Origin of the sequence: Sulfurimonas sp. (assembly GCF_026988655.1) — a bacterium.
Classification (GTDB): domain Bacteria; phylum Campylobacterota; class Campylobacteria; order Campylobacterales; family Sulfurimonadaceae; genus Sulfurimonas.
Map to the genome: position 1 here is coordinate 1 of NZ_JALSKT010000019.1, position 20,068 is coordinate 20,068.

The following is a 20,068-nucleotide window of genomic DNA, read 5'->3' on the forward strand; positions in this document are numbered from 1 at the left end:
GTATCAGGTTTTACACCTGTTAATCGTTTGAATAGTTCTGGTTTTAGCTCTTTTAATTTCTCATAATTCTTCATGCTTGAGCAATAGCAATTTTTGAACCAGTTTGAGGTTATGCAAGAAGTCTAATGAATGAGAATCAAGGTGAATATAATAAGTTTACAATAGCAAAACTATCAGAAATTTTAAATTTAAAAAAAAGAAGTATCTTGGATAATATAATTTCTGGAAGAGAAGAACCAACTTTTGAATTTATTAAAATTTTTTGTAAAACATTCAGAATAAATTATAATTGGCTTAATGAAAATAAAGGTTATCCATTTAATATTGAATATAGCTATGGCAGTCCAATGGACTATTTAAAAGATATTATAAAATTGAATCCTGAAAGGATTTATTTTATTCAAAATAAATCAGAAACAGCAGAAACATTTATAATGCTAGGGTTCTCAGATTGGTATTATATGGTTGGTACCAAATATTGGCATATTAGTAATAATGTTGGTGCAGGTGGTCAAAGTCAAATTTATGATTTTTATCGCTTAATTAAAGAATTAAAAGAAAATATGTTTTCATCAAAATGTATGGGACTAAAATTAGAAAATAAAGAGTTCTGGAATATTTTTATGGGAAAATCTTTTCCTGCTAGTTGTTTGATAGGAGAAATGGGTTATAGAGGCAATAATCCATGGTGGGATGACTTTACAGATATTACACATTATTATCCTATATCTGATAGATATGAAGAAATGCACGGAAAAAGTTTTATTGATGCACAAAATATTATTAAGTATCAAATAGAGAAATACCATAAAAATGTATAACAAAACAGAGTAGCCAATAAAGTAAAAATCGTTTAAAAAGTGGTTTTGGTTTAGGACTTGCAATAGCAAAAAATCTTGCTAATAAAAATTGCTACTCTTTAAGATGTGATATGGAATATGAAAATGGGTGCAAAATAGTTTTAATCCCTGAGAAATCATAGTAAAGGATGAAAAAAAACCTATTATATAGTTAAGGTGTTTCTTTCTGATATTAAGTTATTATACGCCTAGATTGATGCATAATAGGTTGTCACATAAAGATTATTAGATTTTATACAAAAGTACTTTTCTTCTTACTTATTTTATCGACACTCTTAAACGCAGCGAATGAGCTTAAGAAAGATTACTACATTGATGGTGATTATGTTATGCTTTCTGATATTGTTGCTATTGATAAAAAAAATGATATTAAACTTTACAAGATAGATGAGCAACGCCATTCAAAACGCATCAAAGCTACACAACTCATCGAAAAACTCAAGCATCTTGGATATCCAAATATACAAATCAGGCACACTCGTTTTGTGCAGTTTAATAAAAAAAGTCACATAAATACCCTCAAGATACACAAATCTCTACAAAACTACTACAAATCAAAATATAAAAACATTCTAATCCGAAAAGTAGAAATAGCACCAATACACTATCTTGAAAATATGCCAAAAGAATACACAGTACACTTTAATAAGAGAGCTTTCCTTTCAAATAAAGGCGTGCTTTATATAAAAACACAAAAACATAAAAAAATATTTTTCAAATACGAGCTAAACGCAGTGATGCCCGTTTATCAAGCGCGAATGGGGATAAAAAAAGACACTCCTCTCAGTGTAGTAAATACGAAAAAAAATAGTATAATGTTAGACAAATTTAGAGCTATGCCTCTCCAAGAGATAAAATCAAACCTCTTTCAGGCACGGCATAATATACAAGCGGATAAAGTAATAACAAAAAGAGATATAACGGGATTAAACCTTGTAACAAGAGGTAGCACGGTAAATGTCTTTTTAGATAGTGGAAATATCTCCATCTCCTTTTCAGCAAAAGCTGTTCAAAACGGAAAGCTTGGAGATACCATAAGTGTCGTTCAAAGTAACGGAAAAAAAATGAAAGCCGTCGTTATCGGTAAAAATAGTGCAGAGGTAAGATGAAAAAAATAGTCGTAGCAACAAGCGGAGCAAGTGGGGTAAATCTAGGACTAAAAGTTCTTGAACTACTTCCAGAATCAATTGAGAAGCATTTTATCATGTCTAATAATTCTAAAGTAGTGCTCTCAAAAGAGATGAGTGATGTTACAAAGCATGACAACAAAGAGATCTCTGCTTCTATTGCTTCAGGGTCATTTGGTGTTGATGCTATGATCATAGCACCCTGCTCTATGAATACTTTGGCAAAAATAGCCTGTGGCATTTCAGATAATCTCATAACACGTTGCGCTGCTGTTATGATAAAGGAACAAAAGAAACTCATTCTTGCTCCAAGAGAGATGCCTTTTTCAGCAATTGCTTTGGAAAATATGCACAAGTTGGCTTCTTTAGGGATTATTATTGCTCCTCCTGTTTTAGCTTATTACTCCAAGCAGCAAACATTAGATGAAATGGAAAATTTTCTCGTAGGTAAATGGTTTGATTTACTCGGCATAGAAAATAGTTTATATAAAAGGTGGCAAGTTGAAGAATCGTAAAATAGCTTTGTATCCCGGAACATTTGACCCCATTACAAATGGGCATCTTGATATCATTAAAAGAGCTGCAAAATTGTTTGATGAAGTCATCGTAGCTGTTGCAGAATCAGCTGATAAAAAACCTATGTTTGCGCTTCATGAGCGAGTTGCAATGGTATCAGCAGCGGTACAAGACCTTGAAAAAGTTCGAGTCATTGGTTTTAACAATCTGACTATAGATTTGGCGCATGAATATAGGGCTGAGATACTTATCCGTGGGCTTCGAGCAGTGAGTGATTTTGAGTACGAACTGCAACTTGGTTATCTTAACAACTCTCTTGATGATACCATAGAAACAGTCTATCTCATGCCGACACTCCAACATGCTTTCATTAGTTCTTCTATCGTTAGGAACCTTTTAAAATTTCATGGAAAAACAGAGCATCTTCTCCCTAAAGAAGTTCAAAAAATCATAGGAAAAAGAAGCTAATGTATATCGCTATAGAAGGCATAGATACTGCCGGTAAAAGTACACAGATAGATGCACTGAGGTCAAACTATCCAAACGCAGTCATCACAAAAGAACCTGGGGCAACTGCTATAGGCAAAGAGATTAGAGAGATGGTTTTATCTGCACGAACACAGAGTAAAAAAGCAGAATTTTTACTTTTTTTAGCGGATAGAGCCGAGCATATAACAGAAGTTATTGAGCCAAATATTGACACTACGATGATTATCTCTGACAGGAGCGTGGTCAGTGGTGTTGCTTATGCTTTCATCCAGGGCGAGATCAGTGAAACGGCGATTCTTCACTTGAACCGTTTTGCTACAAATGGTATCTATCCCCAAAAAGTCTTTTTACTAAAACTAACAAAAAAAGAGCTAGAGTATAGACTTTCTCAAAAAAAATTAGATGGCATTGAACTTCGTGGAAGTGAGTATCTTTTAAAAATTCAAGACGCTCTCATAGAAGCTGCTAAGCTCCTAAAAATAGAGCTTGTAGAGATAGATGCAACAAAAAGTAGAGATGCAATAACACAAGAGATACTAGATAATATCAACAATGGACTTTAGTTATTAATTTAAAAAACTTTGATTATGTTAATAAAAAGGACAAAGAGTTAGTAGAACTTTTTATCTCATCAACAACTACAAAAAAATATATCCTAGGTATCAATAAACTTACAAAAAGTGTTCAAAAATTTGTCAAAGTAGATGGAATAATTGATGATTTTTCTCGTGTACAGCGCTCTCGAAAAAAAGAGGTTTTACAGATAGAAGATGTACCGAGTGATGCTCTTATATTATGGACAGCAACAGGTAGTCCCCTTGAAGTAAAACAAAAGCTGGATGCATTGGGCTTTAAAAACATCAGCTATCTTGCATTTTACAAATATACTGCGTTTAACTTAGTAGACCCTCCTTTTATAACTGATTTTGCAGATGATTATAAAAAAAATTCTTATCAATACCGCTATGTTTACGATTTACTTGCAGATAAAAAATCAAAAGAAATTTTTAAAAAAGTCATCAATTTTAAAATCTCATTTGATTATCAATTTATGGAAGGTTTTACAAACAACTACGAAGAACAGTATTTTGATAAAGAGCTCATTCCCAAGATCAAAAACATTAGCTTTTTTGATGGTGGTGGCTATGTAGGGGATACTGCGACTGAGGTTATAAAAAACTATCCTGATTTTAAAAAGATATGGCTGATAGAACCCATACCTGAAAATATCAGAATCGCTAAACGTGAACTAGGTAAATACAAAAATATAGAATTTTTTACTTGTGGTGTTTCAAATAAGAAAGAGACTCTCTTTTTCAATGAAGAAAAATCATTCTCAACTATGTATGGGCGTGGAACACAGAGTGTTGCCGTTGATACTATTGATAGTATCGTGAAAGAAAAAGTTGATTATATTAAGCTCGATATAGAGGGCGCAGAACAAGATGCCATAGATGGAGCAAAAGAGACTATAAAAAAATACAAACCTCTTTTGGCTATTTGTATTTATCATAAAGCTGAAGATTGGTACAAAATTCCCATAAAAATCTTAGAAATTGAAAACAATTATGATATTTATCTCCGACACTATATGGAAGGTATCTTTGAGACTGTTATGTATTTTATTCCAAAAAAAAGTTAGTCCTCTTGTGATTGTTTTAAGGATTTTTGTTCTCTAAGTTTATCTTTTTTGCTTTTACCCTTCCCTTTTACTGGTGCAGGACCTTTACGCTTTTTAGGAGCTTCACCTTGAAGCTCAAACCCTTTAATGCTTTGCCTCCTCAGCTTTATCCCACTACGTTTTTCTATGAGGAAGAAATGCTCTTGTGTTTCATGATCTATAAAAGATATGGCAACTCCTGATTTTCCAGCTCTTGCGGTTCGTCCTATTCTGTGGATATAATCAGCAGGAGAACGTGGTAGATCATAATTTATAATACAATCAATATCTTCAATATCAAGCCCACGTGCTGCGATATCTGTAGCAAATAAAATCTTTATTTTTCTCTCTTTAAACGCAGTAAGTGTTTGATTTCTCAACTCTTGATCTAAGTCTCCATTAAATGAGGCTGCTTCAAAGCCATACTTTCTAAACTTTTCAGCTATATTGTCAGTTGCTCTTTTGTTTGCCATAAAAACGAGAACCAAATCCCATTTATTTTCTTTTAAAAGATGTCGAAGTAGTGGTCCGCGATTTTCACGGTTTACTTCTATGACTCTTTGCTCTATGGTATCTACAGTTTGTGACTCTTTTATAGACACTTCTACCGGATTTGTTAAAACTTTTGAAGCAATATGCAACATTTTTTCTGGATATGTTGCTGAAAAAAGCATATTTTGACGTTTCTTAGGAAGTGCTTCTAATACTAAGTCTAACTCCTGTGTAAAGTCAAGGTTTAACATCTTATCAGCTTCATCTAAAACTAAATACTCTAAAAAAGAGAGGTTCATCTGCTTTTTTCTTAAAACATCTAAAAAACGCCCAGAGGTTGCCACCAAAATGTCACAGCCTTGCTGAATTTTATAAAGCTGATCACCAATACTTTGGCCACCTATCAGGCTTACAACTTTAGGCTGTTGTATTAAAAACGCTCCAAACTCTTCAAGCGCAGCTCCAACTTGCAGTGTCAACTCTCTTGTGGGCGTTAAGACTAAAATTTTTATCTTAGCTTTTGTATCTCTTTTTTTTTGAGACAACATCTGCAAGAGAGGTAAAATAAAACTAGCACTTTTTCCACTTCCAGTTTGTGCCATTGCCATGACATCTTTTCCTTCAAAGATAAGTGGTATCACTTTTTCTTGAATTTCTGTTGGCTTTTTATATGCTTTGTTTTTGAGTGCTAAAGTAATGTTGTCTGATAATCCAAGTGAAGAAAATGGCATCTGTTATTCCTAAATTAATTTGAAAAATTTTACTCTTTTTTGGCTTCAAAAGAGGTTCGTCATACAAATAAAAGATTAAAAATGGTATCCTTACACCAATATAACTAAAGGGTACAGATGATTAAATCGTTAAGAGGTATGAACGACATTTTAAGTGAGGATTATGAAAGATTTACTTACTTTATAGATACTGCTACAGATGTGGCTCAAAAGTATGGTTTTCATTTTATTGAAACTCCCCTTTTAGAAGAAACGGCACTATTTAAACGCAGTGTTGGTGAATCTAGCGATATAGTTGGAAAAGAGATGTATCAGTTTATCGACAAAGGTGAAAATGATGTTTGTCTTCGTCCAGAGGGAACAGCTGGAGTTGTTCGCGCTTTTATCCAGAAAAAACTTGACAAGGCCGGAGGAATACACCGTTTCTTTTATCATGGGCCGATGTTTCGTTATGAAAGACCGCAAAAAGGTCGCCTAAGAGAGTTTCATCAGTTTGGTGTTGAGAGCTTTGGAGTAGAAAGTGTTTACGAAGATGCTACGATGATTATGATGGTCAGTGACATACTTAAACGTTGTGGTATTGGCTATAGACTACAACTCAACTCTTTAGGCGATCAAAACTGTATGCCAGAGTATCGTGATAATCTAGTTTCATTTATTGAGTCGGTTGAAGATGAAATTTGTGAAGATTGTAAGCGTCGTAAAAGTACAAATCCTATTCGTGTACTTGATTGTAAAAATGAAAAATGTCAATCACTCTACGCGAATGCTCCAAAACTCATCAATGCTCTTTGTGATGGATGTCAAAGTGATTTTGATAAACTCAAAAAAGTTCTTGATGATAATAACATTGCCTATGAGATAGATAGAAATCTTGTTCGTGGACTTGATTACTACTCAAAGACTGCGTTTGAATTTGTTAGTGATAATATCGGTAGTCAAAGTGCCATAGCTGGCGGTGGACGGTATGACAGACTTGTAGAGTTTCTTGATGGACGCCCTACTCCTGCTGTTGGATTTGCTATGGGAATTGAACGTCTTTTAGAACTTATTGAAATGCCGCAACATTCAAGAGAAGGCTACTACCTCGGTGCGATGGATGATGAAGCAGTGGATCTCATAGTATCATTAACACATCAAAAACGTCAAAGCGATAAAGCTGTTTGTGACTTTAAAGCGAAAAATTTAAAAAATCACCTCAAAGGTGCTGATAAAATCAATGCACGATATTGCTGCGTTATTGGTACAAATGAAATGCGTGATGGAACTATTTGGGTAAAAGATTTACAAAACAAAACAGAAGAAACGATAAAAAGAGTAGATTTTTAAATGTCTTGGCTTCATGATACATGGAGTTTTTTTATTAACTTTATAGAGTTTTTTATCCTCGCTGCGTTTGTCGGGGTAATTATGCTTTATGTTTATGATAAATTTGTACAAAGGCAGCATGCTCTTTTAATTAACTACCCTGTAATTGGTAGAATGCGTTATCTATTTGAAGCACTTAGAGAACCCTTGCGTCAATACTTTGCAGATGAGACATTTTATGACTCTAAAGATAAAGTAGACTGGGTTTATACAGCTGCAAAAGATAAACCAAATTATAAATCTTTTTCCGTTTTACAACCATTTTCAGGTTCTAGGTTTGTTATAAAGCACTCTTCAAGTGTTTTGAACGATAATGAAGTTGAGGATGACACTTCGGTTGTATTTGGAAAAGATAGAAAGTATCCATTTACATCAGCAACACCAATTATACGTTCAGCGATGAGTGATGGTTCGTTAAGCCCTGAAGCTATACGTGCATTTAGTCTTGCAGGGGTAAAGTCAAATCTAACAATAAATACTGGTGAGGGTGCTCTCACTTCAAATCATCTTTTTACACTCAAACCTGAGATTGATAATTCCCCCTATTTGGAGGTTGTACAGGGTAAACCTCTAGCAAATCTATTGTTTAAGATAGGGACATTCTTTTTTAACCATGCTGTGGCTATTAGATGGTATAGAAATGTTTTGTTAAAGAAAAAAACACAAAACACTTATATCTATGACACTGCGACACGCTCTCTTTTTAGGGTAAACTGGGATGCACCGCTTGAGAGTTTTCCAAAAACTGTTCCTGAGTCTATTCCAAATATAATTTTTCAAATGAGCTCAGGTCTCTATGGTGTCAGAGATAAAGATGGCAAATTTGATGCATTAAAGTATCAAAAAGTAATGAAGTTTTGCCGTATGACAGAGATAAAAATTGCTCAGGGCGCAAAACAAACGGGTGGTAAATTAGCGGGGGCAAAAGTATCTGCTGATATAGCTTACTATCGTGGTGTTGAAGAGGGAAAAGATATCTTTTCTCCAAATAGATTTCCTTATGCAGATACAACTGAACAGTTACTTGATTTTGTTGAAAAACTTCAGGAACTGTCGCAAAAACCTGTTGGCTTTAAAATTGTCATTTCAGATGAAAAATCGGTAGATGATTTGGCTTTAAAAATAGCCAAAAGAAAAAAAGAAGGTAAAAGTATTCCTGATTTTCTAACTGTTGATAGTGGTGAAGGAGGAAGTGCTACTGCTCCCCTTGAACTCATGGAGTCTGTAGGGCTTACAACGCCAAACGCTTTATATATTTTAGATATGATGCTTCAAAAATACAATATTAGAGAAGATATTAAAATCATTGCCAGTGGAAAAATACTTACACCTGATGATGTAATCATTACCATGTGTATGGGAGCAGATGCTGTTGGGATAGCGCGTGGATTTATGATGAGTGGTGGATGTATTCGAGCTCGTATGTGTTCAGGCTTTGGAACGCATGTTTGTCCTGTTGGTATGGCAACACAGGACCCGAAGAAAAGAGCTTCCTATCTTGTAGTAAAAGAAGGAATAGAAATAGCCAACTATCATAAAAACCTTATTAAAAGTATGAAAACTATCTTGGCCGTTATGGGTATAAAAAGCATTAAAGAGTTAAATAAAACTTTACTTACATTTAAAAATAGAAGTGGTGAAATATATTTTGATATAGACAAATATTTTCATCAAAAACTCAATTTATAGGAAAAATAGTGAAAAATTTTGGACTTGATATTTGGGCAAACAAAAATTTTATTATAGAAGATGGAGAGATAAAACTTAACTACAAATGTATGCCTTCTTTGCTAGAAATCACGAATAAAATTCGTGCAAATGATGTAAAAGGGCCTATGATTTTGAGGTTTCCTCATCTCGTAAAGAGGCAGATTAAAACTTTGTACAACTACTTTGAAAAAGCAATTGAAGAAAATAAGTATCAGGGTAGTTTTCATGCTGTTTTTCCTCTCAAAGTAAATCAATTTCCAGCCGTTGTAGAAGCTGTAACCATACAAGGTGAAAAATATAACTATGGCTTAGAAGCCGGAAGTAAAGCAGAACTTATTCTTGCTATGAGTAAAACGCCAAAGGGTGCATATATTACTGTCAATGGCTTTAAAGATGAAGAGATGCTGACATTGGGCTTTATTGCAGCACAAAGTGGTCATAAAATCATTATCACTATAGAAGGACTCAATGAACTAGAAACTATCATCGATGTTGCTTCAAAGTGTACTCTTGCAGTTCCAGATATCGGCATACGTGTAAGATTACATAGTGCAGGTAGTGGGATATGGGCAAAGAGTGGTGGCATGGATGCAAAATTTGGGCTTACTTCAACTGAGATTATTGAAGCGATTAATTTACTAAAAAATGCAAACCTACTTGATAAGCTCAAGATGATTCACTTTCATATTGGCTCACAAATGTCTGATATTGCACCGCTAAAAAAAGCACTTCGTGAGGCAGGAAATATTTATGCAGAACTTAAAAAAATGGGAGCAGATTCACTCTCAAGTATAAACATTGGTGGAGGTTTAGCAGTTGAGTATGATCAGCACGAACAATCTCATGCACGAAATTATTCGATAGATGAGTTTTCAAGCTCTGTTGTTTTTTTACTGGGTGAAATAATGGATGCAAAAAATGTTACACATCCAGATATTTTCACAGAATCAGGACGCTTTATTGTCGCTTCACATGCTGTTCTGATTGCTCCTGTTTTAGAACTTTTTTCGCAAGACTATCAAGAAAAACTTCTCAACTTTAAAGAGAGTAATCCTCCCCTAATCGAAGAACTCATCGAACTCAATAAACTGTTAAATAATGCTAATTGTATTGAATATTTACATGATGCACTTGATCATATCGAATCACTTTTTACACTTTTTGATTTGGGTTATATAGACTTGCAAGACCGCTCAAATGCAGAAATCTTAGTGCATAACATCATAAAAAAAGCACTCTATCTCAAATCTGCAAATCCAACAAATGAACTTGAACAACTTCAAATAAAACTTCAAGAGCGCTATCTCATCAATGCCTCCGTTTTTCAAAGTTTACCAGATTATTGGGGACTTGGACAGCACTTTCCTGTTATGCCTATCAATCATCTCAACACAACTCCTCTTCGTGCTGCATCATTATGGGATATCACTTGTGATAGCGATGGGGAGATAGGATTTAACCCGCAAAAGCCACTCTATCTACATGATGTAAATATAGATGAAGAAGATTATTTTCTTGGCTTTTTTAACGTAGGTGCCTATCAAGAGACATTGGGAATGAACCACAATCTATTCACTCATCCAAATGAATATACAATTAAAATCAATGATACAAGTTATGAAATTATCAATGCAATAGAATCTAAAAATATTTTAGATATTTTAGAGTCTTTGGGATACGATAAAGATCATATTTTAGATAAACTTAAATCAGATTTAAGTACAAGTTATTTTATTACAGAAAAAGAAAAAAATGATACACTTGCAAAACTAGAAACTTTCATATACCAAAATGGCTATTTACGAACTACAAACTAAGGATGATTATGGGAATATATAAAGAGATTAAACAAGACTTTTCAAATGCATATAAAAATGACCCTGCACTGAATTCTAAAATTGACTTTCTCTTTAATTATCCAGGTGTATGGGCAATTGCATGGTATAGAGTTGCTCACAAACTCTATAAATCAAATTTTAAACGAATGGCGCGAATGCTTATGGGCTTTAACCAACTATTGACAAATATTGACATTCACCCTGCAGCAGTTATAGGGCAACGCGTATTTATTGACCATGGTTTTGGTGTTGTTATCGGAGAAACTGCTATCGTCGAAGATGATGTGCTTATATATCAAGGTGTAACGCTTGGTGGTGTTTCATTGACGCATGGAAAACGTCATCCAACAATTAAGCAAGGTGCGGTTATTGGTGCTGGTGCAAAAATACTTGGAGACATTGTTATCGGAGAACATGCAAAAATAGGAGCAAATTCTGTTGTTGTAAAAGAAGTGCCAGATTGTTCCACCGCTATAGGTATTCCTGCGCATATTATAGAAAAAGGAAGATGTAAAGATCCATTTATGCACAATATGTTACCAGATATAAACAAAGAAATGTTTGAATATCTTCTTAAAAGGGTTGCCGTACTTGAGCATATTTTAGTAAAAGATAACAAAGATATTTTAGATCAAGATTTAGAACTAGAACATATTTATGAATCTTTTATCAATTCTATGAAAAATTAGTGTTTTCTCCTCTTTCTCAAGATTTTTACATCTATTTTTTAGTATAATTCTTTAAATATTTTATTTAAAGGGTTATCAATGCTTGCAAAACGTATAAACAAACTATCTGAGTCAATCACTATTGCAATTACAACATTAGCACAAGAATTAAAAGCTGAAGGGAAAGATATTATCAGCTTTTCAGCTGGTGAACCTGATTTTGATACCCCTAGAGTTATAAAAGATGCTGCAATAGATACGATAAACAGTGGTTTTACTAAATACACTGCGGTGGATGGCATCCCTGCAATCAAAGAAGCTATAGCTAAAAAACTAAAACGTGACAATGGCTTAACATATGAACCAAACCAAATAATTGTCAATAATGGTGCAAAACACTCACTTTTTAATCTTTTTTCCGTGACTATTGAAGAAGGTGATGAAGTTATTATTCCAGCTCCTTATTGGGTGACGTATCCTGAACTTGTTAAATACTTTGATGGTACAGTTGTAGAAATCCCTACAAGTGATGCTACTGCGTTTAAGATTACTCCAGAACAATTACAAGCTGCCCTAACACCTAAAACAAAGATGCTTATTCTTACAACTCCTTCAAATCCTACAGGTGCTGTTTACTCAAAAGATGAGTTAACTGCTCTAGGTAAAGTACTTGAAGGTACTGATGTCCTTGTGGCAAGTGATGAAATGTATGAGAAGCTAGTTTATGATGGGGAATTTACTTCTGCTGCATCTGTAAGTGAAGATATGTTCAAGAGAACTATCACAATAAATGGTTTAAGCAAATCAGTCGCAATGACTGGCTGGAGATTTGGCTATATGGCTTCATATCATTCAGAACTGATTAAAGCAAGTAAAAAACTTCAATCTCAAAGTACATCAAATATCAATACTATGACACAATATGCTGCTATCGCAGGTCTTGATGGAAGTGCAGATGAAGATATCGCCATGATGAGAAAAGAGTTTATTAAACGCAGAGATGAAGCAGTAAAACTTTTTAACGAAGTTGATGGTCTGAGTGTTTTAAAGCCTGATGGAGCATTTTATTTGTTTGTGAATATTCAGGAAGTAAGCAATGACTCTCTTGCATTTGCAAAAGAGCTTTTAGCATCAAAAGGTGTTGCAGTTGTTCCAGGTGTTGGTTTTGGAAGCGAAGGCTATTTTAGATTTAGTTTTGCTACTGGAATTGCAAGTATTAGAGAAGGGATAAAGAGGATTGATGCGTTCGTTCAAGAACTCAAAACAAAGTAGGTTTTAAACCTACTTTAACTCTTGAAGTGCTTTGATCACTTCATCAAGATTATCCATTGGAATATGAACCTTCCATTCTGGCTCTTGGGCATTGCCAGCCAAAGAGATACCTATGCTAGCAACTGTTCCGCTATCTTTTCCGTATGGTTCTTCAAGTTTTGTTATAGAAATAACACCTTTTTTTGTCCCACTTAATGAAATTGTTTTTGACATTTGAACTCCTTTGTAATATTACTTGATAAGCTTAGCAAGTTTTGCCTGAAGTTTAAGCCATTGTCTATGTCCCATCAAGGGAAATCCTGCATAAGTTTTACCTGGTTCTTTTATAGAACTTGTTATCCCGCTTCTAGCGGCAAAAGTTGAGAATGCTGCAACTTCTAGATGTCCTGCAGCAGCAGCTTGACCACCCATAACAACATTGCGACCAAGTTTCGTAGATCCTGCAAGTCCTGATTGTGAAACCATAATTGAATACTCACCTACTTCACAGTTATGCCCTATTTGAACTAGATTGTCGATGCGTGTACCTTTTTTTATCAAAGTGCTTCCAAAAACTGCTCTGTCAATACTCGTATTACTTCCGATTTCAATTTCGTCTTCTAGTACTACATTCCCATTTTGGTAAATCTTTTTATGTTCACCCATATTATTTGTAGCAAATCCAAAACCATCCGAACCAATGACACTATTTGCATGAATAATGCAGTCATTTCCAATTTTACAGTCACGGTAAATCGTAACACTTGGATAAAGGATAGTGTTGTTCCCAACTTCTGCCTCTGCTCCAACATAAACATGAGCTAAAATAGTACAATTATCACCAATAACAGCACCATTTGCAATTTCTGCTTTAGGAGAAATAGTACAGTTTTTTCCTATTTTTGGTGCAGGTAAGGAAGTCTCTTCTATTGGCGGTGCAAAATATTTTGAAAGGATAGCCATAGACCAATAAGGATTTTTTGTTACTAAAGCTACACAAGTGCTCGGTAACTCAGATACTAAATTTTCTGAAAGTATAACTGCTGCTGCTTTTGTAGTTTTAAGATCTTTTACATATTTTGAGTTGGAGACAAAAGAGACTTCATTCTCTTTCGCCTCTTTGAGTGTATTCATGCCAATAATTTCTAAATCTTGACCTTGAAAATCACACTCTAAAATCGAAGATATTTCACTAAGCTTCACTCTATTATCTCTCTAAGGCAACAGCGCCACTTCTTACAATCTCTTTTGGATTATATTTTTTGATTGCTTCAAGATAATGACCTACTCTTCTTGGTTCATCAGCAACCATTGTTATGATAACATCATGTCCAACATTGACTATCTTACCATTATATGCTTCACAAATTGCACCAATATCGCTAATATTTTCAGTAATTGGAAACTTCACAAGCGCCATCTCTTTTTCTACCAGATCAGCATGTTCATATACTCTCAAAACAGGAATAAGCTTATGAAGTTGTTTTGTTATTTGTTCTATCACACGAACAGAACCTGCTGTAACTATCGTTAAACGAGAGTATTTACTCTCAGGAATAGGGGCAACAGTTAGAGATGTGATATTGTAACCACGACCAGAGAATAAATTTGTGATACGAGATAATACACTCGCCTCATTTACAACAATAACTGAAATTACTCTTCTTTCACTATTATCAATATTGGCAGTCATTATTTTGTCTCCTTTTTCTCTAGTAACATCATGTTAAATAGACTTCCACCAGATGGAACCATCGGCATAACATTCTCAAATCTTTCTACGATTACCTCTATAAAGGCAACTACATTTTTTTCAACTGCATCTTTGAGTGCAGCATCAAACTCCTCTTTGGTTTTAACTCTATACCCTATTCCACCAAAAGCTTCTGATAGTTTTACAAAGTCAGGTTGAACTGACAAGTCTGTTTCAGAATGGCGTTTGTCATAAAAGAGCGTTTGCCACTGACGAACCATACCAAGGAAATTATTATTAAGAATAATATTAATTACAGGAATTTTTTTCTCAACTGCTGTCATTAACTCTTGAACATTCATTAAAATTGAACCATCACCGCTAAAGTTAATTGAAGTTTTCTCAGAAGTAGCTGCTTTTACACCAATGGCTGCTGGAAAACCAAAGCCCATTGTTCCAAGACCACCTGAAGTTATCCATTGGTTTGGACGAGTAAAAGGATAAAATTGTGCAGCCCACATTTGATGTTGTCCAACATCTGTAGAGATGTTTGCGCTATCACCAAGAAGTTCACCAACACGTTTTACAACCCATTGAGGTTTGATTCTATCTGTATCTTCGTGAAATGTCAAAGGATGAAGCTCTGCAAAATTCGAGATAGTTTCTCTCCAAGATTCATAGTTATCGCTATCTATTTTTTCTACTTGCTCTAACATCTCTGTCACAACGCTTTTTAAATCACCTACTATTGGAAAATCTGCGTGTACAAGTTTAGAGATAGATGCAGGGTCTATATCTACATGAATGACTGCCGCATTTTTAGCAAATTCAGAAAGTTTTCCTGTAACACGGTCATCAAATCTAGCGCCCAAACCAATTACTAAATCAGTTTCGCTCATAGCCATATTTGCAGCGTAAGAACCATGCATACCTAGCATACCAACTAACAGTTCGTCGTCATAACTCAATACACCACGAGCCATTAATGTTTCAACAGCAGGTATACCTGTTTTTTGTACAAACTCTCTTACTTCATACGCTGCTTTTGAATTTATAATACCTCCACCAAGATAAAAAAGAGGACGCTTAGCACTAGCAATAGCTTCCATAGCTTTTTTAATTTGACGAGGGCTTCCTTTTGTGTGAGGCTTATATGTTTCCAAATCTAGTGCAACATCATAATTAAACTCTGCTATTTGTGCAGTTACATCTTTAGGAATATCAACATGCACAGGACCTGGGCGACCAGAGCGGGCAATGTAAAATGCTTCTTTCAAAATACGTGGTAAATCTTTTGCATCTGTAACTAGGTAGTTATGTTTTGTACAAGGACGAGATATACCAATGGCGTCTATTTCTTGAAAACCATCTGTACCAATAAGGCTCATCGGTACTTGACCTGATACAACAACCAAAGGAACAGAGTCCATATAGGCATCGGCTAGTCCAGTCACAGCATTTGTAAAACCTGGACCTGATGTAATCATGGCAACACCAACTTTGCCACTAGCTTTTGCATAACCCTCAGCAGCGTGGACTGAAGCTTGTTCGTGACGATTTAAAATATGTTTGAATCCATCTTGTTTGTATATTTCATCATAAACATTCATTATCGCTCCACCAGGGTAGCCAAAAACTGTGTCTACACCTTCAGCGATAAAAGCTTCAATAACCATTTGTGCACCACTAATCTGCATGAAAAGTCTCCTATAAGTAATATATAATTTTTTTATTATACTTAAAAGGAGATATATTTGAGTTTAAATTATTGTGAGTATTTTTAATCTAAAATAGATTTTACTATCATAGAAGGTCGCCACATTGAAAGTGAGCCCTTGGAGAGGAGTTCTATATTAAGTTTAGATTGAGGAAATTTCTTTTTAAATTGATTGAAAAAATTCTCAATCTGATCTTGGATTCCAAAGTTTAATATATAATTTTTAATGCCATTTTCAAGTTCAAGTTGAGAATGATTTTGTTTTAAAGCAAATTCGAGTTGTATCATATATGTCCAACCAAAAATAGTAGCTAAGGGACGGTACTTAGAGCTAATCTTAAGGTATTCATTTAGTACAGTTTTTACTCCCTCTGCATCACCTTTTACTGCGTACTCGTTTGCTTTTTCTATGTCTTTATTCCATCTGTTTTGAAGTTTTCTTCCATCTTCGCTTTGCTGTAAATCTTCTGCTATTGCCATCATGTTGTATGCTGTAGCTATATCTTCCTCTTCTATAGCATTAAAAAATTTTTGCTTTGATTCTATCTCTCGCATTAATTCTTTTACTTCATCTTTAAAATCTGTAAAATCTTCTAAAATGCTCAAGAGTTTCACAGCCGAATGCGTGTCTCCTTGTTCTAAAAATTTATGTACTTTAACGTAAAGTGTGTCTGCATATTTCATTAATGAATCATATTCATTAAATTCTTTCAAAAAAGGATGATGCTTGATAAGTTCAAAACAGATTTGAAAATCTTTTTGAGTGATGGCATCTCTAAAACGTTTGTAAACTTCGCCTTGGCTCATTATCTGTTGAATAAATTTCGTCTTTTGGGTGATACCACGATAAGGCGTTAGTAAATCTTTAGCTTGTTGTATTCCCTTAGGGTCCAATACATATTTTTGTGCAAGATTAAGAGTTTTTTTCCATCGATTTTCTAAAGCTTCAAAAACTTTAGATTCTTTATATATTGGATAAGTATTAGCTAGATTATATGCTTGAGTTAATTTACCCTCTTTTGCAAACGCAGTGAATTTTTCAAACTCTAGGTAGTCATTCATTAATTTTTTAATAATACTGTTTTTTGCCGGAATATCTTTAAATTGCTTGAGAAGAAGCATAGCTTTTTTTCGGTCACCATTTTGCAAAGCTATTTTCGCTTTTTGCAAAGCAGTTGTCCAGAGATTTGAAACAAGTGAATAAATCTTAGTAAATTGCAAAACAGGATTTTTTTGCACCTCTTTTTGTATAGCTTCAAAATCTTTTTTTCTAAGTAACTCTTTAATAGTCTCTTCACCTTCATAAATATAGTAAGAATATATAAAGCCATCTTGTGTTCCTACAAGGAGGTGCTTACTTTGTTCATGAAGTTCTAAAGCAGTTACAGGTGAAGAAATCTTAATATAACGATGAGACAGTTGCTCATATGTATCTAAATCATAAAGTAGTACATAACCCAATACAGTGCCAATAAAAAGTAGTTTTTTTTCCCAACTAATACAAATTTGTGTTATTTCATCATGGATACCCTCAAGACGTGTAAGTACTTTTGCAGTGTGTATGTCCCATATAATTGCTACTGAATTTTTATCAATACTGAGAAGTTTTTTTGGTCCAATAAATTCAACTTTCATTACTGGTGCAGTATGTGATTTTAATTTTTCTTTTGGTGCCATGCTTATAAGATTAAAGAGTGAAATTTTACGATCATAACTTGCAGTAGCGACCCAGTTAGAGTTTGTTGAAAAAGCTATGTCATTTACTGTGTCTACATGAACAGGAAGAGTAAACACCAGTTTTCCACTTTTTGTGTCTAAAGCAAATGTTTTACCATCATCTCCACCGGAAAACATATAACGAGACAGGGGATCGATACTGACGCAGGAAGCTTCTCCATGATGTCTATTAACACTTGCTATAACTTTTTTCGACTTTACATTATATAGTATAGATTCTTTAGTATGTGGAGATAGTGTTGCAAAATATTTGCCGTTATTGCTAAAAGCTACGACATTTGCTTTATAATATTGATGCTCAATGCCCACTTTAAAGCCACTTAAAGTCTTAAGTGTTACAAGATCTAAATATCTGATAGTCGTTTGAGAATCAACTGCTACCAAACGACCATCATCTAATATCTTAAGTAAAATGACAGGCTTGATAATATTTTGACTTTGAACGACTTTCATCAGTCTATATCTCCCTTAAATAACCCTCAGCTTTTAATGCTTTTTTGATTTCTTCTTGATGTTCTTTGCCTTTTGTTTCCATGTGAACAGTAACATTGGCATCACCATAATCAAGGGAGATAGATGTTCTGTCATAAGCTATATGAACAATATTTGCATTCAGTTCTCGAAGAATTTCGGTAAAACGCATTAAAGAGCCTGGTTTATCGACTAATGTTACAGTAGTTTTCATTTTACGATGAGATTTTAGTAGACCTTTTTCGATTATGACAGAAAGTAAAGTAACATCCATATTACCACCGCTTAAAACAACGGCTATATTTTTGTCTTGTAAATAATCCAGTTTATGATGAAGTAAAGCAGCAACACCAACAGCACCAGCACCTTCAACAACAAGCTTTTGTTTCTCAAGTAAAAATAAAATTGCACTAGCAATCTCTTCATCATCTACGCTAATCATTTTATCTACAGATTCTAGCGCCACTTCAAGTGTGATATCAGATGTGTCACGAACCGCTATGCCATCTGCAATAGTTCTAACACTTGTTGTATCGACTGCTTTTTTTAAATCAAAAGAGTTTTTAAACGCCGGAGCACCTTTAGCACTTACTCCAATAACTTCCGTGTTTGGACTGAGCTGTTTTATGGCACTTGCCATCCCTCCAATAAGTCCACCCCCACCAACAGGGATAAGAACAGCATCAAGTGTCTCACATTTGTCAAGTATCTCTAAGGCAACTGTACCCTGCCCAGCCATGACTTCTTCATCTTCAAAAGGGTGCACAAAAGTAAGATGATGTTTTGCTCCATAATTTTTAGCATAAGCATACGCTTCATCATAGTTTGCTCCAGCAAGGATAACCTCTGCACCAAAATGTTTCACACCGTCTATCTTTGTAAGAGGTGTAGACTCTGGCATAATAATGACAGCTTTTGTGTTAAACGCAGCAGCTGAATATGCAACACCTTGCGCATGATTTCCAGCACTTGCAGCGACTACACCACAAGCTCTTTGCTCTGTTGTTAATGTAGCTATTTTGTTGTATGCTCCACGAAGTTTAAAAGCACCAGTAATTTGTAAATTTTCTTTTTTAAGAAAGACTTTACAACCAGATATCTCACTTAAATAAGGAGCATAAGAAAAAGGTGTATTTACGACAACATCTTTAATACGTTTTTTTGCTTCTTGTATCTTTTGTAATGATATCAATATTATGCCTGAAGATTACGGTGGTCAACCATACTACATTGATTTTGTACTACTTGCATACCTGCATTTTTAGCTTTTTGTGCAGCTTCATTATTTACTATCCCTTTTTGAGCCCAAAATACTTTTACATCACTACGAGCGATACAAGCATCGGCTATGGCGTCAAGTGCAGCTGGTTTTCTGAAGATATTTACCATATCAACTGTAAAAGGAATTTCTTCTAAAGATTTATAAACTTTTTCACCTAAAATAGTCTCGCCTTTTGGATAAACAGGTACTATTTTATAGCCCTGAGCTTGAAGATATTTTGCAACCATATGACTATCTTTACTCTCATCAGGTGAAAGACCTAAAACTGCAATAGTCTTCACACTGTCAAAAATCTCTTTTACTTCATCCATATTTGAATTAACTGTTGGAAATTTGCACTCCATAATCATCCTTTTTCAAAAAAAATTCAATCTACCCATAGGGCTTTATACAAGAAGATTATATCAAAAAACAATAAAGTTATTGATAAAGTCTCTTAATCAAATGCAAGAAGTTCT

General features: G+C 34.4%; 19 protein-coding genes. 11 read left to right on the forward strand and 8 right to left on the reverse strand.

Annotated features, from left to right (window positions below; genetic code table 11):
- The first annotated feature begins 125 nt into the window (after positions 1-125).
- The 6 genes from MV052_RS02220 (at position 126) to MV052_RS02245 (ending at position 4,634) form a co-directional block, all read left to right on the forward strand.
- Positions 126-821, forward strand: coding sequence for a hypothetical protein (locus MV052_RS02220; protein WP_297440557.1), 696 nt, complete (start codon positions 126-128; stop codon positions 819-821).
- 368 nt (positions 822-1,189) lie between these two features.
- Complete coding sequence (gene flgA / locus MV052_RS02225; RefSeq protein WP_297440558.1) at positions 1,190-1,969, forward strand: flagellar basal body P-ring formation chaperone FlgA; 780 nt, start codon at positions 1,190-1,192, stop codon at positions 1,967-1,969.
- Positions 1,966-2,502, forward strand: a complete 537-nt coding sequence (locus MV052_RS02230; protein ID WP_297440560.1) for a UbiX family flavin prenyltransferase — start codon at positions 1,966-1,968, stop codon at positions 2,500-2,502. The genes flgA and MV052_RS02230 overlap by 4 nt, the downstream gene beginning before the upstream one ends.
- Positions 2,489-2,971, forward strand: a complete 483-nt coding sequence (coaD, locus tag MV052_RS02235) for a pantetheine-phosphate adenylyltransferase (protein WP_297440561.1) — start codon at positions 2,489-2,491, stop codon at positions 2,969-2,971. The genes MV052_RS02230 and coaD overlap by 14 nt, the downstream gene beginning before the upstream one ends.
- Positions 2,971-3,555, forward strand: coding sequence for a dTMP kinase (gene tmk, locus MV052_RS02240; protein WP_297440563.1), 585 nt, complete (start codon positions 2,971-2,973; stop codon positions 3,553-3,555). The genes coaD and tmk overlap by 1 nt, the downstream gene beginning before the upstream one ends.
- 281 nt (positions 3,556-3,836) lie before the next feature.
- Positions 3,837-4,634 carry an FkbM family methyltransferase gene (locus tag MV052_RS02245; protein ID WP_297440565.1) on the forward strand — a complete coding sequence of 266 codons (798 nt, stop codon included), beginning with the start codon at positions 3,837-3,839 and terminating at the stop codon, positions 4,632-4,634.
- On the opposite strand, the gene MV052_RS02250 is transcribed toward MV052_RS02245, so the two are convergent.
- Positions 4,631-5,875, reverse strand: a complete 1,245-nt coding sequence (locus MV052_RS02250) for a DEAD/DEAH box helicase (RefSeq protein WP_297440567.1) — start codon at positions 5,873-5,875, stop codon at positions 4,631-4,633. The two genes, MV052_RS02245 and MV052_RS02250, sit on opposite strands and share 4 nt — an antisense overlap.
- A gap of 117 nt (positions 5,876-5,992) precedes the next feature.
- Between MV052_RS02250 and hisS the strand changes: the two genes are divergently transcribed.
- From hisS to MV052_RS02275, 5 genes are all read left to right on the forward strand, one after another.
- Complete coding sequence (gene hisS, locus MV052_RS02255; protein ID WP_297440569.1) at positions 5,993-7,204, forward strand: histidine--tRNA ligase; 1,212 nt, start codon at positions 5,993-5,995, stop codon at positions 7,202-7,204.
- Complete coding sequence (locus tag MV052_RS02260; RefSeq protein ID WP_297440571.1) at positions 7,205-8,932, forward strand: FMN-binding glutamate synthase family protein; 1,728 nt, start codon at positions 7,205-7,207, stop codon at positions 8,930-8,932.
- Positions 8,933-8,940: 8 nt separating this feature from the next.
- Positions 8,941-10,770, forward strand: a complete 1,830-nt coding sequence (gene speA, locus MV052_RS02265) for a biosynthetic arginine decarboxylase (RefSeq protein WP_297440573.1) — start codon at positions 8,941-8,943, stop codon at positions 10,768-10,770.
- Between the two features lie 8 nt (positions 10,771-10,778).
- Positions 10,779-11,480 (forward strand): serine O-acetyltransferase, encoded by a 702-nt coding sequence (gene cysE / locus MV052_RS02270; protein ID WP_297440575.1) that lies wholly within the window; start codon positions 10,779-10,781, stop codon positions 11,478-11,480.
- Between the two features lie 78 nt (positions 11,481-11,558).
- Positions 11,559-12,731 carry a pyridoxal phosphate-dependent aminotransferase gene (locus MV052_RS02275; RefSeq protein WP_297440577.1) on the forward strand — a complete coding sequence of 391 codons (1,173 nt, stop codon included), beginning with the start codon at positions 11,559-11,561 and terminating at the stop codon, positions 12,729-12,731.
- A gap of 9 nt (positions 12,732-12,740) precedes the next feature.
- On the opposite strand, the gene MV052_RS02280 is transcribed toward MV052_RS02275, so the two are convergent.
- The 7 genes from MV052_RS02280 to MV052_RS02310 form a co-directional block, all read right to left on the reverse strand.
- The gene (locus tag MV052_RS02280; protein ID WP_297440580.1) at positions 12,741-12,944 is read right to left on the reverse strand and encodes a hypothetical protein; all 204 of its coding nucleotides are present in this window, start codon (positions 12,942-12,944) and stop codon (positions 12,741-12,743) included.
- Positions 12,945-12,962: 18 nt separating this feature from the next.
- Entirely contained in the window at positions 12,963-13,913 is a 951-nt protein-coding gene (gene lpxD / locus MV052_RS02285; protein WP_297440582.1) for a UDP-3-O-(3-hydroxymyristoyl)glucosamine N-acyltransferase, read from the reverse strand.
- Between the two features lie 4 nt (positions 13,914-13,917).
- Positions 13,918-14,403: an acetolactate synthase small subunit gene (gene ilvN / locus MV052_RS02290; protein WP_297440584.1), complete on the reverse strand. Its 486-nt coding sequence runs from the start codon at positions 14,401-14,403 to the stop codon at positions 13,918-13,920.
- The gene (locus MV052_RS02295; RefSeq protein ID WP_297440586.1) at positions 14,403-16,100 is read right to left on the reverse strand and encodes an acetolactate synthase large subunit; all 1,698 of its coding nucleotides are present in this window, start codon (positions 16,098-16,100) and stop codon (positions 14,403-14,405) included. Before MV052_RS02295 ends, ilvN begins: the two co-directional genes overlap by 1 nt.
- A gap of 83 nt (positions 16,101-16,183) precedes the next feature.
- Positions 16,184-18,310 carry a hypothetical protein gene (locus MV052_RS02300; protein ID WP_297440588.1) on the reverse strand — a complete coding sequence of 709 codons (2,127 nt, stop codon included), beginning with the start codon at positions 18,308-18,310 and terminating at the stop codon, positions 16,184-16,186.
- Between the two features lie 4 nt (positions 18,311-18,314).
- Positions 18,315-19,520 carry a threonine ammonia-lyase gene (ilvA, locus tag MV052_RS02305; RefSeq protein WP_297440590.1) on the reverse strand — a complete coding sequence of 402 codons (1,206 nt, stop codon included), beginning with the start codon at positions 19,518-19,520 and terminating at the stop codon, positions 18,315-18,317.
- Between the two features lie 2 nt (positions 19,521-19,522).
- Entirely contained in the window at positions 19,523-19,954 is a 432-nt protein-coding gene (locus MV052_RS02310) for a CoA-binding protein (RefSeq protein ID WP_297440592.1), read from the reverse strand.
- Positions 19,955-20,068: the final 114 nt, after the last annotated feature.